Below are 14,804 nucleotides of genomic sequence, written 5' to 3' on the forward strand. Positions count from 1 at the left end.
GCTATGAATTTATCGCAATCGTCTGGAATTCTCGATCCTCTATCAGATGTGCTCACTGTACTCGATGCACGAGCAACGCGAAGGACTCGCTTCGAAGGCTCGGGTGATTGGGCGTTGGCATTTCCAGCGCTCGAGCGCCTGAAATTCGTCGCAGTGCTGCGTGGAGCAGGCTGGCTCCTGCTGCCCGATACCGCTCCCCAGCGCATCGAAGCGGGCGACTGCTGCTTGATCGGCCGTACGACCTACGTGATCGCGAGTAATCCCGCGCTGGCGCCGATCGACGGTTCGCCCTTGTTCGCCGAAGGGAATGATCTTGTTCGCTTGCGGGGTGATGACACGGTGACGCTCGGCGGCGGAATATCCTTTGCGCCCGGCAGCGCTGCTTTCCTTCTCGATATGCTGCCGGCGTTCATGCACGTCTCTGCCATGTCGACGGGAGCGGCAACGATCACAGCGCTTCTGGGTTTGTTGGACGCGGAGGCAGAGCAGAATTCTATGGGACGGGAGATTGTGACAGCCAGGTTAGCGGAGGTTCTTATGATCCATGCTATCCGGACTTTCGCGTCGGCTTTCGACACGACCAGCGGCTGGCTTGGCGCGCTGGCGGACCCACGTATCGGGCGGGCAATCCAATGCTTTCATAGCGATATCGCACGGCCCTGGACAGTTGCCGATCTGGCCACTGAGGCGGGCATGTCACGGGCGGCCTTCTCTTCCGCCTTTACCCGCCGCTTGGGACAAGCACCATTCGCGTATATGAGCAAATGGCGGATGACACGCGCGCGCGTCGCGTTGACTGAACGTCATTCTAACGTCGGAGAGGTGGCGGCGAGCGTCGGCTACACATCTCAGAGTGCGTTTGGCCACGCTTTTCGTCGAACCTTTGGTGAGGCACCACGGCAGCACACAGCTTGATTCGAGGGCCTATCTGACGAAGTGCTAGCACGACTTCATGTAGGTTTTCTGTTCCGTTGCTACTCAGGCCCCCTCTTCTTGTTTGCGACGAGAACACCTCTAGGAGGAACCGTGCTCTTCAGACGATCACGTTAGCGTGGGGCAATCTGGCGTCGACTGCAATCATGCACCTGTGATGAACACAGCCCCATCAGATGCCAAAAAACCGGAGCGCGAGAGATCTCCTCCGGCTGCGCCCATCGTGTCATCGAGATCAGTTCACGGCGTTACGACGTTTTCCTTCCAGGAGGTCGATGATGACAGAGGCGGCATCCAGCACGTTGGTCCCGGGGCCGAAGACGGCGGCCACACCGTGGTCGGTCAGGAACTGGTAGTCCTGGCGCGGAATGACCCCGCCGCAGACGACGATGACGTCGCCACCGCCCTTTGCCTTCAGCGCCTCCACCAGCTGCGGCAGCAGCGTCTTGTGACCTGCCGCCAGCGACGAGACACCGATAACGTTGACCTTCTCGCCAACCGCCATGCCGGCCGCCTCGTCAGGCGTCTGGAATAGCGGGCCGGCCAGCACGTCGAAGCCGACATCGCCGAAGGCCGAAGAGATGACTTTCGCACCGCGGTCGTGGCCGTCTTGGCCGAGCTTGGCAACCATGATCTTCGGCTTGCGCCCGAGGCTCTGCGTTACATCCGCAATGCGACCCTTCAGCACGGCAAGCTCCGGCTGATCGCGGTACGCCTCGCCGTAGACGTCCCTGATGACCTCGGGTACCGCCGCATGATCGCCAAAGGACGCGCGCATCGCATCGGAGATTTCACCGACGGTGGCGCGTGCCCGCGCTGCCTCGACAGCGGCGGCAAGCAGGTTTCCCTTTCCGCTGCGGGCGATGTCTGCAAGGGATTTCAGCGTCTCGGCCACCCTGGCGCTGTCGCGGCGCCGCCGCGTAGCCTCGATGCGTTTGACCTGCGCGGTACGAACGGCGGCATTGTCGATCGCCAGGATGTCGATCTCTTCCTCGGTTTCCAGCCGGTACCTGTTGACGCCGACGATCACCTCGTCGCCCTTATCGACGGCCGCCTGACGGCGCGTTGCCGCCTGCTCGATCAGCCGCTTCGGCAGGCCTTCGTTGACGGCGTTGGTCATGCCGCCAAGCGCTTCGACCTCCTCGATCAGCGCCCAGGCCTTGTCGGCCAACTCCTTGGTGAGGCTCTCGACGTAATAGGAGCCCGCCAGGGGATCGACGACCTTGGTGACGCCCGTCTCGTGCTGCAGGATCAGCTGCGTGTTGCGGGCAATGCGCGCCGAGAATTCCGTCGGCAACGCGATCGCCTCGTCGAAGGAATTGGTGTGCAGCGACTGCGTGCCGCCAAGCACCGCCGACATCGCCTCGAAGGCGGTGCGGATGATGTTGTTATAAGGATCCTGCTCTTGCAACGACACGCCTGACGTCTGGCAGTGGGTGCGTAGCATCAGCGACGAGGCCTTCTTCGGCTGGAATTCCTCCATGATCGTCGTCCACAGCAGGCGGGCGGCGCGCAGCTTGGCCGCCTCCATGAAGAAGTTCATGCCGATGGCAAAGAAGAACGACAGACGCCCGGCGAATTCGTCGACATCGAGACCCTTGGCGAGGGCGGCGCGCACATATTCGCGGCCATCGGCCAGCGTGAAGGCGAGCTCCTGCACCAGCGTCGCGCCGGCCTCCTGCATGTGATAGCCGGAGATCGATATCGAATTGAATTTCGGCATCTCCTTTGACGTATATTCGATGATATCGGCAACGATGCGCATCGAGGGTTCAGGCGGATAGATATAGGTGTTGCGGACCATGAACTCCTTGAGGACGTCGTTCTGGATGGTCCCGGACAGGGCCGCCCGCGAAACGCCCTGCTCCTCCCCGGCGACGATAAAGGAGGCAAGGATCGGGATCACCGCACCGTTCATCGTCATCGACACCGAGATCTTCTCGAGCGGAATGCCATCGAACAGGATCTTCATGTCCTCGACACTGTCGATTGCCACGCCCGCCTTGCCGACATCACCTTCGACGCGCGGATGATCGGAATCGTAGCCGCGATGGGTGGCGAGATCGAAGGCGACGGAGACGCCCTGCTGACCGGCAGCAAGCGCCTTGCGGTAGAAGGCATTAGAGGCTTCGGCGGTCGAAAAACCGGCATATTGCCGGATCGTCCAGGGGCGGCCGGCATACATCGTTGCCCGTGGCCCGCGGGTGAATGGTGCAAAGCCCGGCAGGCTATCAAGATGCGTAGTGGTGGAAAGATCCTCGGTCGTATAGAGCGGCTTGACGTCGATGCCTTCAGGCGTGCGCCAAAGAAGCGTGTCTGACGAGGCTTTCAGTTCCTTCTCGGCCAGAGCCGACCAATCATCCAACTTGTAAGTTGCCATCTGCGCTACCCATTCCAAACCAGCTTTACGGCCAGCAAAATCAGGAACACTCCGAAAACGCGTTTCAGGGCCGTTGCCGGAACACGAGATGCAAGTCGTGCTCCTAATGGTGCCCCTAAAATCGTTCCAAGGCTGATGCCGACGAATGCCGGAAGGAAAATATAGCCGAGCATATAGCCGCCCGCCTCGGGTGGTGATTGCAGAGCGTAGAAAAGGGCTCCGACGACGGTAACAGGCAGGCCGATCGTCGTGGACGTTGCAACCGCGACCTTCATCAGGAAACCTCGATGATTGAGGAAGGGAACCATAAAAATGCCTCCTCCCGCACCAATGAGGCTTCCCGCACATCCGATCAGAAACCCGGCAATCCTGAACTGAAGCTTGTTGACACTGTGACCGTCGGTCTGTGGCTTTGATGGCCAAAGCATTCTAACGGCTATGAAGACCATGAAAGCAAAAAGTATCCATCTCAGCACGTCGCCGGACAATCTGCTGGCGACCAGGCCTCCAGCAATGACACCTGCAATGCTGAAGGGAACGGTCGTCTTGACGGTCGACCAGTCGACATTCCCCATCCGATGGTGGGAAATGATCGAAGACACTGACCCCACGGATACGATCGCCATCGATGTGGCGAGTGCGGTCAGCGGCGCAGATGTGGGATCGATGTTGAACATAGGTAAAAAAATGATCATCAAGGGCACAGCGATCAGTGCCGTACCAACGCCGATAAGACCTAACAGCATGCCACCGAGAGAGCCAGCGACGAGAAAGACGACGCTCGGGAAAACGAGGTTCATCACAATGTTCTTTCTTGAGGATTTTTGAACCGGCCGGTGAGGTAAGCCACCTACTCAGTCTGGAAAAACCGGAGCAGCTCGCCAATAGTCGCCGAAGGTTGTTCTTCCGGAATGAAATGCCCGCAGTTTTCGATCCGCCGCCCCTCGATTGTCTCGAAAAAGGGTTCCAAAGCGGTCGCCATGTCTGGAATAGAGCCCTGATCAGCACTGATGGCAAGCGTAGGCATCGCCAGTTTGCGGCCAGCCATCAAAGTTTTGTTTTGTACCGCCGACTTCGCTGCCGCACGGTAAAATGCCAAGCCCGAGCGCAAGCCACCGTCCTTGGCGAAAATTCGCACGTATTCCGCGAGATCCTCATCGGAAAAGCTCTCCGGATTGGCTGCTTTGCGGCGCAAGAACCAGTCGAGGTAGGTCTTTTCACGGCCGCCAATCAGCGCCTCCGGTAGATCCGGGATAAGATGGAAAGAAAAATGCCAAGTTCTCCAGCCGCGCTCTGCGCCCGTCGGAGCGAAATCAGGAAGTGTAATGCCGGGAATGCCCGCATCCATCAGAACAAGGCGCTTCACTTCATCGCCGAATAGCGCTGCATACGGAAAGGCGACCCACGCTCCTACATCGTGCCCGACCAGGAAATACGATTCGATACCGAGGAGATGCAGGAAGTCATGGACCTTGGTGGCGATCTCTTGCGTATCATAGCCATCGGCTGGTCGATCGGAATCGCCTTGGCCAGGCAAGTCGAGGGCAATCAATCTATATTGATCTGCTAGCGACGGCATAATTTTCCGCCACGCATACCAGCTCTCCGGAAACCCGGCGATGAAGACCACTACCGGACCTTCCGCACGTCCTCCGATGACATAATGAAGGCGAATGCCGCCGACATTGGCGAAGCGGTGTTCGAAGCCCGGAAGACGCGGTTCGGGACGCGATGGTGGCGGGGCGGAAACCGCAGTCGAAACGAGGGATGGGGATTTGGTGCTTTCAGTCATCTGGACCTCTTCGCCTAAAATGAAACTGGGTGAACGGCCTAGCCTTGATCGCCAATCTGCGTGGGGATGCCGAGACTAGAGACGATGCGGCTTCCAGATGCTGCAAGATGCGATCGCACGCGGTCGGTATCGCTCCGAAGCATCTTACCATCCCGCTTGCGGAATTCTCCGCCAACAACTACCGCCTCTACGTTGCTGGGATTTGCCTGCATTATCACGCTGGAGTAGGGGTCATGGACCGGATGCATGTTCCAGTCGCCGGTGTCGATGACGACGAGGTCAGCCCGCTTGCCAGGCGTCAAAGTGCCAATCTGATCGTCAAGCCCGAGTGCCTTGGCTCCCCCAATCGTAATCCATTCCAGAGCCTGCTTTGTCGTTACAGAAGCAAATTCCGGAATTCCGCCAGTCTCTTGCCGGTACGCGTCATTGTCGATTGCGCGCTGGCATGCAATAGCCATACGCGCGACCGTGAACATGTCGGACGACACCAATGATTCTATGTCGACACCGAACGAGGGAAGACCTCCGGCCGTCAACACTCGGCCCGTAATTGGCCAGCCATGTCCTTGCGTCATCTCGTTTTCGGGGGCGACGGTGAAGGTCACTCCCGCTTTGACAAAACGCACTATCTGCGCGTCTGTCAGGTCGTTGCCATGAACGACATTTGTTTTCGGTCCGATGAGCCCTTTGGCGTCTAGTATCTCCCACCCGCCGGGAGCTTTTGGCTCGCCGCCGCCTGAATGCATGGAAATGACAAGATCGTGCTCACGTGCCAATTCGAAATCGGCTATTGAGACATCGAGCGTCGAGTAATGCGGGCCAAGGATCGCCATGCCAAGCGTCACTAAGCCATCGCGATCGGACAGTGATCCCCTGAGCAGCCTTTCGATTTCGGAGCGAGGATGCGGGATCTCGGAGAAGTGGGGTTGACCCGGTTTCGGATCAGGCTTCGGCGAGCCGTGAAGAAAAACCGCTCTGATTCCGCTTTCAACCAAGCCCCTGATCGCGGCATCCGTGTGATCCGGGCTTGGATTGTTGTGACACCAGTCCCCAAGCGTTGTCGCGCCGGCATTGATCTGACCGAGTGCGCCGGCCAGGGTAGCGATATATATGTCATCAGGTTCGAACGCCGTGGCAAGCCCGCGATGGACCCACTTGAAATACTCGAATAGCGTCCAATTCGACGTCAGGCCCCTCAGGCCAGTCTGCCACGTATGCATATGACAATTGACAAGACCAGGGATGATGATCTTGCCACGCGCGTCGATAACAGTCGCAGTCGCAGATGGCTCAATGCTCGCACCTAAAGCCTCGATGCGGTCGCCTCTGACGAGGATATCTCCCGATCGGAATGCGCCGACACGTTCGTCGAGGCTGAGAATGATCGCATTTTTCCAAAGTATTTCTGACATTCCGTCCTCCTGAACTTGCCCTTTTTTATCGCTATTTACTCTGCTGTCAATCATAATATCGATATTTTTGGATTATGGCAGGAGGATTATGTAATAATTTGCTTCTCTCGATTTTCATGGTAGAGACTCGTAAAAATCGATTTAAAGCGGTGCTCTCTGATGCCCTCTACCTCACGCAACACACTTTCGAGCTCAGTCTACGACGATCTTCGGAACGACCTTCTTCATGGCGTGATCAAGCCGGGAAGCAAAGTTCGCATAGAGTGGGTCTGTGAACACTACAAAGTAGGCGCTTCGCCAGTGAGGGAGGCACTGACGAGGCTTGCCGCAGAAGGCCTGCTCGAGCGAATGGATCAACGTGGTTTCTTCGTCGCTCCAATCAGCCTTGAAGATTTGGAGGAACTGACGAGGACGCGATGTTGGATAGAGGCCCTAGCGCTTCGCGAATCCATATTGCATCGAACCGCCGACTGGGAAGAATCCTTGCTGCTTGCGCATCATCGTATGTCAAGAGTGCAACGCACGCTCGACAATGGCAGTGGCAATCCCGAATGGGAGGATTTGCACAGGAAGTTTCACGTCGCTCTTATTGCCGGATGTCGCTCGCGCTCCTTGATTGGATTTGCTTCTCAGCTTGCCGATCACGCGTTTCGCTATCGCCAGATCGCTCACGCAGTGTCTTTGCGTGATGGTCAGGAGGAGCATAAGGAGATACTGGATGCCGCCTTGAAAGGAGAGTCTGACAAGGCAGTCGAACTTCTGACGTCCCATTACAGCCGGACAATGAATCTCAGCCGGAGCGCGTTCGAGTAGCGAAAAAACGGCCGCATTAACCGGATGGGATCCTTGTCATCGCCGCCCAGTCGATCGCGCCATGCCCGTGGTTCACTGCATCCATCAATGTGTCGCGTATAAGCACTGAGACCGGTAAGGTAAGATCAGCATCCTTTCCGGCTGCCAGAATGAGCTCCATATCCTTCAGACCAGTTGCCATCGATGTATTGGCTGGTCGGAAATTCTCTTCGAGAAGGACCCGTCCGTAGATTTCGAACACAGGCGCGGCAAAGAGCGTAGTCGTCAAAAAATCGAGTAAGGCGCTGCTACTTACACCGTGGGCTTGCGCCAGCTCGAAGCTCTCGCCCAGGGCTTTGATGCTAGCGGCCAACAGGGCGTTCGTCGCGAGCTTCGCTATGTTGGCCAATGCCGGCTCCTCGCCGAAGTAAAAGGTCTGCTTTCCAATCGCGTCAAAAAGCGGTTGCAGTCGGTTTATTTCGTTTCTCGGGCCAGCCAGCAAGACATTAAGCGTACCGGAGGCCGCCATATCGCCGCGGCCAGAGACTGGGGCGCTGATGAAATGTCGATTTCTCTTCCGGTGCTCCTCAGCTAAACGCTGTGCCGTCCGGTGGCCAATTGTGCTGCAGCAAACATGCGTTGTCGACGCCGGCACACTGTTGATGAGGTCCTGCCGGAAGGCGATATCCTCTTCCGCTTCATCATTGATCAACATCGTGAATAGGGCGTCGCCTTCGCCGCACTGTCTCGGATCATCGGCCACCTTCGCTCCGAGCGCTTCGAGAGCGAGTGATTTTTCGCGAGAGCGGTTGAATACCGTTAGCAAATGCCCGGCACGCAAGAGGTTCTCAGCCATTCCGCGACCCATGACTCCAAGTCCGATAAAGCCCACACGCATCAACGCTCTCCATTGTCGATATTTGTCTCTCGAAGGCATATCATAATTTTATTTATTGACATGAATAAAAATATCGTTTTTCTTGAAAGGATAGTTGGATTAGCGATTTTATGGGAGGCAATCGTGCTGAGATTGGCTATAGTCGGATTGGGTTGGTGGGGACGCGAACTCGTCAAGGAGATGCAGACGAGTACGCGGATCAAGGTGACTCATGGAGTTGACCCGGATCCGGGCGCGGCAGATTTCGCAGCACAGTTCGGGATTCGGATCGCCTCTGGCATCGATAGCGTCATCAACGCGCCAGACGTCGACGCAATTGCGATCGTTACTCCCCATTCACTCCACGAGGCTCAGGTTCTTCAGGCGATTGCTGCTGGTAAACAGGTCTATTGCGAAAAGCCGCTAGCAATGACGAAAGCAAGTGCCGAGCGGATGATCGAGGCCTGTGAAAGCGCTGGAATGATCCTCGGTGTCGGCCATGAAAGGCGCTTCGAGGCCGCCTATGAAAAGGCGCAGGAGCTTGCGAAGTCTGGAGCTCTTGGACGTATAATCTCTCTTGATGCAAATATCAGCCACAATCAGTTCAAAAAGCTGCAGGAAGACAACTGGCGCTTTAGCAAGAAGAACGCACCGGCTGGCCTGATGACCGGCCCGGGCATCCACATGACCGATCTCTTCGTGACGATCGCCGGACCCGCAAAACAGGTGCACGCGCGCTCCGAGAGCCTTGCTTTTATTCCTCCCGCCCAAGATTTCATGACCGCACAGATCGAGTTTCAATCCGGTGCATTCGCAACACTCACAGGCATATCGTCAACGCCGTTCTATGGTCGCTTCACCGTGTTTGGCGACAAGGGCTGGGTAGAGGTTACCGAAGCCGGCAACGTCGATAGCGGATTGCCGACAACCGTTCACTACAAGACGGAAGACGGTCAGGAAAAGACCGAGAGCTTCAAACCCGCAAACGCAGCACGGGCCAATCTCGATGCCTGGGCCGATGCTGTCGCGGGCAAGGCCAGCTATCGCTTCACACGCGACGAACTCGTGGCGAACATTGCCATCTTCGAAGCAATTGTCGCCTCATCCGCCGCCGGTGGCGCCGTCGTGGTGCTTTGAACTCCGCTTATCTTAAACAGGTGTGTAATGGACGTTCTCTGGATTGGATACGGCAAGCTCGGCGCCCCAATGTGCGATCGCGTTGCATTTTCAGGCCATAATGTCGTCGTTCTCGAGACTTCCGACGAGCGGCTAGAGCTAGCACGCATCAATGGGCTCAAGACCACGGACCGGCCGCGGCCTTGTGACGTTGTCATATCGTCGCTTCCGAACGACGAAGCGGCCATCTCGGCGCTCAGTTCCGCGTCAGCGGTCGCAAAACCGGGCACGCTGCTTGTCGAAACGAGCACGATTTCGGTTTCAGCCTCGGAACGGATCGCTGCAGATGCCGAGCGAGGGGGGCTTGCTTACGTTCGAGGTCCCGTATCCGGGACCGTTGCTGCAGCCAGCAATGGCAGCCTCACCTCATTTGTTTCGGGCGCTAACGATGTGCTTCAGCGAGCGCGCCCGTTCATCAGTTGTTACGCCTCGAAGATCGTTACGGTTGGCGAGGCTGAACAAGCACGGGTGATGAAAATGGCCGTCAACCTGATGGTGGACACACTCATCCTTAGTCTCTCGGAAGCAATTGCTCTCGCGCGAAAGAGCGGGATCGACGCATCCACCGCCGCTCGGGCGATTGCGGAAAGCGCAATCGGCTCGCCCCATCTGGCTTTCAAGGCAAACTGCCTAGTTGACGGCCAGTTTGCCCCTACGTTCACCGTCAGCCAGACGCGCAAGGATCTCAAAATCATCAATGAACATGCCCGCCACACAGGTGTGCCACTGCTTCTTGCAGGTGCTGTCGACCAAATCATGATCGCAGCGGAAAACGCAGGCTACGCGGAAGAGGACTACGTCGCCTGCGGCAAGGTTGTCGCGCACATGGCGGGGCTCGATTAGTGAGAACAATCACGGGAGGATTGAACATGATTACAAGACGCGAATTCAATACCACGGCTTTGGCCAGTTTGGCAGCGACAGCCTTGTCGCCGATCCCCTTCGCAAAGGCCGACACGCCGCCATTGCGGATCGGCTTTAGCGTTGCCCAGTCCGGTGGTCTTGCAGCCGGCGGCCGGCCGGGCCTTGTGGCACTTCAGATATGGCGCGACGAGGTCAACCAGAAGGGGGGCATTCTTGGACGCAAGGTTGAGCTGGTTGGATACGACGACCAGTCGAACGCAGCCCAGGTGCCCTCGCTCTACGCCAAGTTGATCGATATCGACAAGGTGGACATTCTTCTGTCTCCCTACGGAGCCAACGTCGCCTTGCCAGCGGTACCTATTGCGCAGGAAAGAGGCCGGATTCTCTTTGGCATGGTGTCAACTGGTCTGAACGTCAAGGCAAAATACGATCGCTATTTCGCGATTGGTCCATGGGGGCCAGAGCCTCATTTCGTCCATAAGGCATTCTTTGACCTTGTGCACGAAAAAGGTCTGAAGAAACTTGCGATCTTGGCAACGGATGCGGAGTTCCAGCAGACGGCTGCAGAAGGCGGCCGTCTGCTGGCCAAGGAATATGGAATCGAGGTCGTCTTCGATCAACGATACCCCGCGAATACGACCGATTTCAGCGGACTGTTGCAGTCGCTTCGAGGGTTTGAGCCGGATGCTGTGTATGTGTGTTCCTATCCGGCTGAATCCGTCGCGATTGTTCAAGGGATCGGCGAGATCGGTTTGCCCTCCAGTGTTCAACTCTTTGGCGGCGGACTCGTCGGCATCCAGAATGCAAGCGTCCTGGAGAACCTGCAAAGCCAGCTCAACGGGATCGTCAATTTCGATATCTTCTCGATTGAGCCAAAGCTCTTGCGTCCTGAAGCCAAGGCCTTTCTAGATGCCTACGCCAAGCGTTGGTCGGATGCCAAGACTGATCCCCTTGGACATTATACGCCCCCTTATTGGTATGTGGCAGGGCAGGTCATCCAGGCAGCTGTCGAAGCCACGCGAGGAGTTGATCCGAAGGCCATGTCCGACTGGCTCCACAGCAACGAGGTCAACACCATACTTGGACCGATCCGTTACGGAGCAAATGGAGAGTGGACCGAGAGCCGAATGCTCATGGTCCAGTACCGGGGCGTTGATGGATCCGGCATCGAGCAATTTCGAAGCCCTGGCAAAGCCGTCGTTGTCGCCCCGCCGGCATTCAAGACAGGCGAAGTGGTCACGCCGTTTGCAGACGCGCAGAACTGAGACGCCGGCACGCCCTTCAAGCGTGCCGCCTTCCGCCTCTTTGGATCGAGATCGCCATGTCTATAAATCTTCTACTCATAGCCGTAACATCAGGATTGCTTCTTGGAGCGTTTTACGCCGCTATTGCAAGCGGTCTGGCGCTGGTCTTCGGAATACTTGAAATCCCAAACCTCGCCCATCCAGCTCTGGTTGTTGCGGCCGCCCTGATTGTACACAGCTTGAATTATTCGTTCGGCCTTGATCCGATCATCGCCGGCCTCCTTCTTGCACCGCCTTTCTTCGCCGCTGGCTTCGGATTCTACAGCCTTTACCGGCGCTTTTTTGAACTCAAGGGCACTCCCGATCCATTGCGCAGTTTCTCGCTGTTTTTCGGTTTGGCCTTCCTAATCGAAGTCGCCTTGTTGTTGACCTATGGGGTCGATCTTCAAAGCGTGAAAGCAGCCTATATCGGCAAAGCCATATCGCTGGGACCAGTCAGGTTGCCTTATCGCATGCTCGTGGCATTTGCCGGAGGATCTATCCTTCTTTTGTGCCTGCACATCTTTCAGACACGGACGATGAGCGGGCGCGCGATGCGCGCAGCAGGCGTGGATCAGGATGCACTGCGGATGCTGTCGATCAATCCGGTCAGGGTTCGCCAGCTCGTGTTTGGAATTTCTCTGGCATCGGCCGCAGTCGTGGGCGCGCTCCTGATCATCGTCGGGCCGGTCGCCCCCTCGGTTGATCGAATTTATATCGGCCGGGCTTTTGCCGTTGTCGTTCTCGCCGGGATGGGTTCGATTTCCGGCACCTACATTGCGGGTTTGTTGCTCGGACTAGCTGAATCGTTGGTCCTCACCATGCTTGGAGCGTCGTGGGCTACCGCAGTCTCGTTCTCGCTGGTCCTCGTCATGCTCGCTTTCCGTCCCTCTGGCCTTTTCGGGAGGGCACAATGATACGTCGTATGTTTCCTATTGGATGTCTTTTGTTCGTCGTCGCAGCTTATGGTGCAACGGTCATGGCACCCAATCAATATTTCCTGTTCGCGGGGTACATCATCCTGCAGTTTGTCGTTCTCGCAACAGCCTGGAACATTGCAGGCGGCTATGCCGGATATGTCAACTTCGGGACGTCAGGATTCTTCGGGCTTGGTGCGTATGTCGCAGTTGCCACATCCCAGGCCTTCAATGCTCCGATCATCATTCAGATCTTGGCAGCCGCGATAGTCGGCGCTGCGCTCGGGCTTTTTGTCGCCTACCTCTCAGTGAGACTTCGCGGGGTCTACTATTCGATTGCAACAATGGCGCTCGCGGTCATCATCGAAGCGCTTGTCTTGAATTGGTCCTATGTCGGTGGAGCTCGTGGCCTTTCTGTGATCCGGCCGGCAGCGCCCGCAGGATTTAGCGACTACACGGCTTTCCTCTTTTTTGTGATGGCCATGCTTGCCGTCGGTAGCGTCGCGGTCGCCCGCGGCATCGAAACGTCCTGGCTCGGCAGGGGTCTCTCAGCAATTCGCGACAGTGAAATCGCCGCTGAAGCTTGTGGTGTTCCAACGTTGAAGACAAAGCTCATCGCAATATCGATCTCTGGTGGACTGATGTCGGTCGCTGGCGCTCCCTATGCCCTCTATTCGTCCTATGTCGAGCCGACGTCCGCGTTCAATATGAACTACAGCCTTGCAGCACTCGCGATGCCACTGCTTGGCGGAACGTCGACCTGGATCGGCCCAGTCCTTGGAGCTGTGGTCTTGTCGCTGGTTCAACAAGCGCTGACCGTCATGACGTCATCTCACATCAACCTGCTGGCCCTCGGCCTCATCCTCGTCTTCAGTGTCGTGCTGATGCCGAACGGAGCCTATCCGCTCCTGCGAAAGTGGAGGCCAGCATGAAACAAGCACTCCTCAAGGCGGAAAATATCACCAAGCGTTTCGGAGCCTTCACCGCGGTCAATGCTGTCTCACTCGAACTTAACGCGGGCGAAAGGCTTGGCATTATTGGTCCGAACGGATCGGGGAAAACGACCTTTATCAACTGCATATCCGGCCGCTTGAAGCCCGATGCGGGAGACATCCATTTCGACGGGAGCGATGTGACTGCTTTTGAAGCTTATCGTCGCGCTCAAAGAGGGATTGCCCGAACATTCCAGATACCGCAACCGTTTAAAGGGATGACGGTTCTCGAAAATCTGCTGGTTCCGCTCAGCTTCGGTGCCTCCGAGCGTTCTGGTACACGTTCTGACCTTCGGATCCAAGCGTTGGAGATACTTTCCAATATTGGAATGGAAGCAAGGGCAGATAGCGATTGCCTCGCGCTTTCGCAGATCGAGCTTCGCAAACTTGAACTCGCCAGGGCACTCGCAGGAAGGCCGAAGCTCCTCATTTCAGACGAAGCGATGGCGGGGCTCTCAAGTTCGGAGGTCGATGAGATCCTGAAAGTGCTTTTTGAGCTCGGTGAGCGAGGGATCGCCGTCATCATGATCGAGCACATCATGCGTGCGATCATGCATTTCTCGCAGCGTGTCATATGCATCATGGCTGGCAATCTCGTGGCCGAAGGGCCACCGGAGATGATTGTCAAAGATCCACAGGTTCAGAAGGCGTATATCGGTGAGTAGTTTGACAATCTCGAACCTCGTGGCCGGCTACGGAGCCGTACAGGTTCTTCACGAAGTTTCACTGACCGTTCCCCATGGACAAATGGTCGCTTTGCTCGGAACCAACGGCAATGGCAAGTCGACGCTGATCAAAGCGATTTTGGGATTAGTCAAGGCACGGAGCGGCTCGATCGTTTTCGAGACCGAGGGAGAACGTCATGACCTACATAGCTTAGCAACCGAACGAATCGTCGATCTCGGTATCGCTGTTATTCCAGAAGGTCGGCGTCTGTTTGGAAATCTGTCGGTACAAGAAAACCTGATGCTCGGCGCCTTTCGCCCTTACGCTCGTGCGCGGATGGCGAAAAACCTCTCAGACGTCCTTGAGACATTTCCTGTTCTGGCAGAGCGCCGCGACCAATTGGTCGGTACGATGAGTGGCGGGCAACAGCAAATGGTGGCGATTGCACGCGCAATCATGTGCGAACCGAAATTACTTCTTGTCGACGAACCATCCGTCGGCCTGTCGCCTGCGATCGTCAAGCAAACCATACAACAAATCAGCCAGCTGAAGACTGAGAGAAATCTCACGATCTTGATGGCCGAGCAAAGCTTCCACCAAGCGACCGAAGTCGCTGACCACGCTTATGTCATCGCCCACGGCGAAATCGTGCTTTCGGGCGAAGACATGACGGCGATGGGTGGCAATGACGTCGTTCGTCAAGTTTATCTCGGCGGCTAG

At 56.8% G+C, this 14,804-nt stretch carries 14 protein-coding genes; 9 read left to right on the forward strand and 5 right to left on the reverse strand.

What is annotated here, in order from left to right; genetic code table 11:
• Positions 1-3: 3 nt before the first annotated feature.
• Entirely contained in the window at positions 4-915 is a 912-nt protein-coding gene (locus AC13QE_RS29835) for an AraC family transcriptional regulator (RefSeq protein ID WP_488486445.1), read from the forward strand.
• A gap of 253 nt (positions 916-1,168) precedes the next feature.
• Here the strand turns inward: AC13QE_RS29835 and scpA are convergent, their stop codons facing one another.
• From scpA to AC13QE_RS29855, 4 genes are read right to left on the reverse strand one after another with little or no spacing between them, the layout of a single operon-like run.
• Positions 1,169-3,313 carry a methylmalonyl-CoA mutase gene (gene scpA, locus AC13QE_RS29840; protein WP_488486446.1) on the reverse strand — a complete coding sequence of 715 codons (2,145 nt, stop codon included), beginning with the start codon at positions 3,311-3,313 and terminating at the stop codon, positions 1,169-1,171.
• Positions 3,314-3,318: 5 nt separating this feature from the next.
• Positions 3,319-4,113 carry a sulfite exporter TauE/SafE family protein gene (locus AC13QE_RS29845; RefSeq protein WP_488486447.1) on the reverse strand — a complete coding sequence of 265 codons (795 nt, stop codon included), beginning with the start codon at positions 4,111-4,113 and terminating at the stop codon, positions 3,319-3,321.
• 50 nt (positions 4,114-4,163) lie between these two features.
• Positions 4,164-5,105, reverse strand: coding sequence for an alpha/beta fold hydrolase (locus AC13QE_RS29850; RefSeq protein WP_488486448.1), 942 nt, complete (start codon positions 5,103-5,105; stop codon positions 4,164-4,166).
• A gap of 38 nt (positions 5,106-5,143) precedes the next feature.
• Positions 5,144-6,517, reverse strand: coding sequence for an amidohydrolase family protein (locus AC13QE_RS29855; RefSeq protein WP_488486490.1), 1,374 nt, complete (start codon positions 6,515-6,517; stop codon positions 5,144-5,146).
• A 159-nt stretch (positions 6,518-6,676) separates the two neighbouring features.
• Between AC13QE_RS29855 and AC13QE_RS29860 the strand changes: the two genes are divergently transcribed.
• Entirely contained in the window at positions 6,677-7,330 is a 654-nt protein-coding gene (locus tag AC13QE_RS29860) for a GntR family transcriptional regulator (protein ID WP_488486449.1), read from the forward strand.
• 16 nt (positions 7,331-7,346) lie between these two features.
• On the opposite strand, the gene AC13QE_RS29865 is transcribed toward AC13QE_RS29860, so the two are convergent.
• Complete coding sequence (locus tag AC13QE_RS29865) at positions 7,347-8,165, reverse strand: NAD(P)-dependent oxidoreductase (protein ID WP_488486450.1); 819 nt, start codon at positions 8,163-8,165, stop codon at positions 7,347-7,349.
• Between AC13QE_RS29865 and AC13QE_RS29870 the strand changes: the two genes are divergently transcribed.
• From AC13QE_RS29870 to AC13QE_RS29900, 7 genes are read left to right on the forward strand one after another with little or no spacing between them, the layout of a single operon-like run.
• Positions 8,136-9,323, forward strand: a complete 1,188-nt coding sequence (locus AC13QE_RS29870; RefSeq protein WP_488486451.1) for a Gfo/Idh/MocA family protein — start codon at positions 8,136-8,138, stop codon at positions 9,321-9,323. The two genes, AC13QE_RS29865 and AC13QE_RS29870, sit on opposite strands and share 30 nt — an antisense overlap.
• Before the next feature lie 27 nt (positions 9,324-9,350).
• Positions 9,351-10,205, forward strand: a complete 855-nt coding sequence (locus tag AC13QE_RS29875; RefSeq protein ID WP_488486452.1) for an NAD(P)-dependent oxidoreductase — start codon at positions 9,351-9,353, stop codon at positions 10,203-10,205.
• A gap of 26 nt (positions 10,206-10,231) precedes the next feature.
• A complete protein-coding gene (locus AC13QE_RS29880; RefSeq protein WP_488486491.1) occupies positions 10,232-11,491 on the forward strand; it encodes an amino acid ABC transporter substrate-binding protein in 1,260 nt (419 codons plus the stop codon).
• A 56-nt stretch (positions 11,492-11,547) separates the two neighbouring features.
• Positions 11,548-12,426, forward strand: coding sequence for a branched-chain amino acid ABC transporter permease (locus AC13QE_RS29885; protein ID WP_488486453.1), 879 nt, complete (start codon positions 11,548-11,550; stop codon positions 12,424-12,426).
• Complete coding sequence (locus tag AC13QE_RS29890) at positions 12,423-13,358, forward strand: branched-chain amino acid ABC transporter permease (protein WP_488486454.1); 936 nt, start codon at positions 12,423-12,425, stop codon at positions 13,356-13,358. Before AC13QE_RS29885 ends, AC13QE_RS29890 begins: the two co-directional genes overlap by 4 nt.
• Complete coding sequence (locus tag AC13QE_RS29895) at positions 13,355-14,083, forward strand: ABC transporter ATP-binding protein (RefSeq protein ID WP_488486455.1); 729 nt, start codon at positions 13,355-13,357, stop codon at positions 14,081-14,083. The genes AC13QE_RS29890 and AC13QE_RS29895 overlap by 4 nt, the downstream gene beginning before the upstream one ends.
• The gene (locus AC13QE_RS29900; RefSeq protein ID WP_488486456.1) at positions 14,076-14,804 is read left to right on the forward strand and encodes an ABC transporter ATP-binding protein; all 729 of its coding nucleotides are present in this window, start codon (positions 14,076-14,078) and stop codon (positions 14,802-14,804) included. Before AC13QE_RS29895 ends, AC13QE_RS29900 begins: the two co-directional genes overlap by 8 nt.

The sequence above is a fragment of the Martinezella sp. CNPSo 3957 genome (assembly GCF_057784395.1).

Coding starts and splice junctions, on each gene's coding strand:
- AC13QE_RS29885 (WP_488486453.1), top strand. CDS start 11,548: ATGTCTATAAATCTTCTACTCATAGCCGTAACATCAGGATTGCTTCTT.
- AC13QE_RS29855 (WP_488486490.1), bottom strand. CDS start 6,517: ATGTCAGAAATACTTTGGAAAAATGCGATCATTCTCAGCCTCGACGAA.
- AC13QE_RS29865 (WP_488486450.1), bottom strand. CDS start 8,165: ATGGCTGAGAACCTCTTGCGTGCCGGGCATTTGCTAACGGTATTCAAC.
- AC13QE_RS29870 (WP_488486451.1), top strand. CDS start 8,136: ATGCCCGGCACGCAAGAGGTTCTCAGCCATTCCGCGACCCATGACTCC.
- AC13QE_RS29835 (WP_488486445.1), top strand. CDS start 4: ATGAATTTATCGCAATCGTCTGGAATTCTCGATCCTCTATCAGATGTG.
- AC13QE_RS29880 (WP_488486491.1), top strand. CDS start 10,232: ATGATTACAAGACGCGAATTCAATACCACGGCTTTGGCCAGTTTGGCA.
- scpA (WP_488486446.1), bottom strand. CDS start 3,313: ATGGCAACTTACAAGTTGGATGATTGGTCGGCTCTGGCCGAGAAGGAA.
- AC13QE_RS29850 (WP_488486448.1), bottom strand. CDS start 5,105: ATGACTGAAAGCACCAAATCCCCATCCCTCGTTTCGACTGCGGTTTCC.
- AC13QE_RS29860 (WP_488486449.1), top strand. CDS start 6,677: ATGCCCTCTACCTCACGCAACACACTTTCGAGCTCAGTCTACGACGAT.
- AC13QE_RS29895 (WP_488486455.1), top strand. CDS start 13,355: ATGAAACAAGCACTCCTCAAGGCGGAAAATATCACCAAGCGTTTCGGA.
- AC13QE_RS29845 (WP_488486447.1), bottom strand. CDS start 4,113: ATGAACCTCGTTTTCCCGAGCGTCGTCTTTCTCGTCGCTGGCTCTCTC.
- AC13QE_RS29875 (WP_488486452.1), top strand. CDS start 9,351: ATGGACGTTCTCTGGATTGGATACGGCAAGCTCGGCGCCCCAATGTGC.
- AC13QE_RS29890 (WP_488486454.1), top strand. CDS start 12,423: ATGATACGTCGTATGTTTCCTATTGGATGTCTTTTGTTCGTCGTCGCA.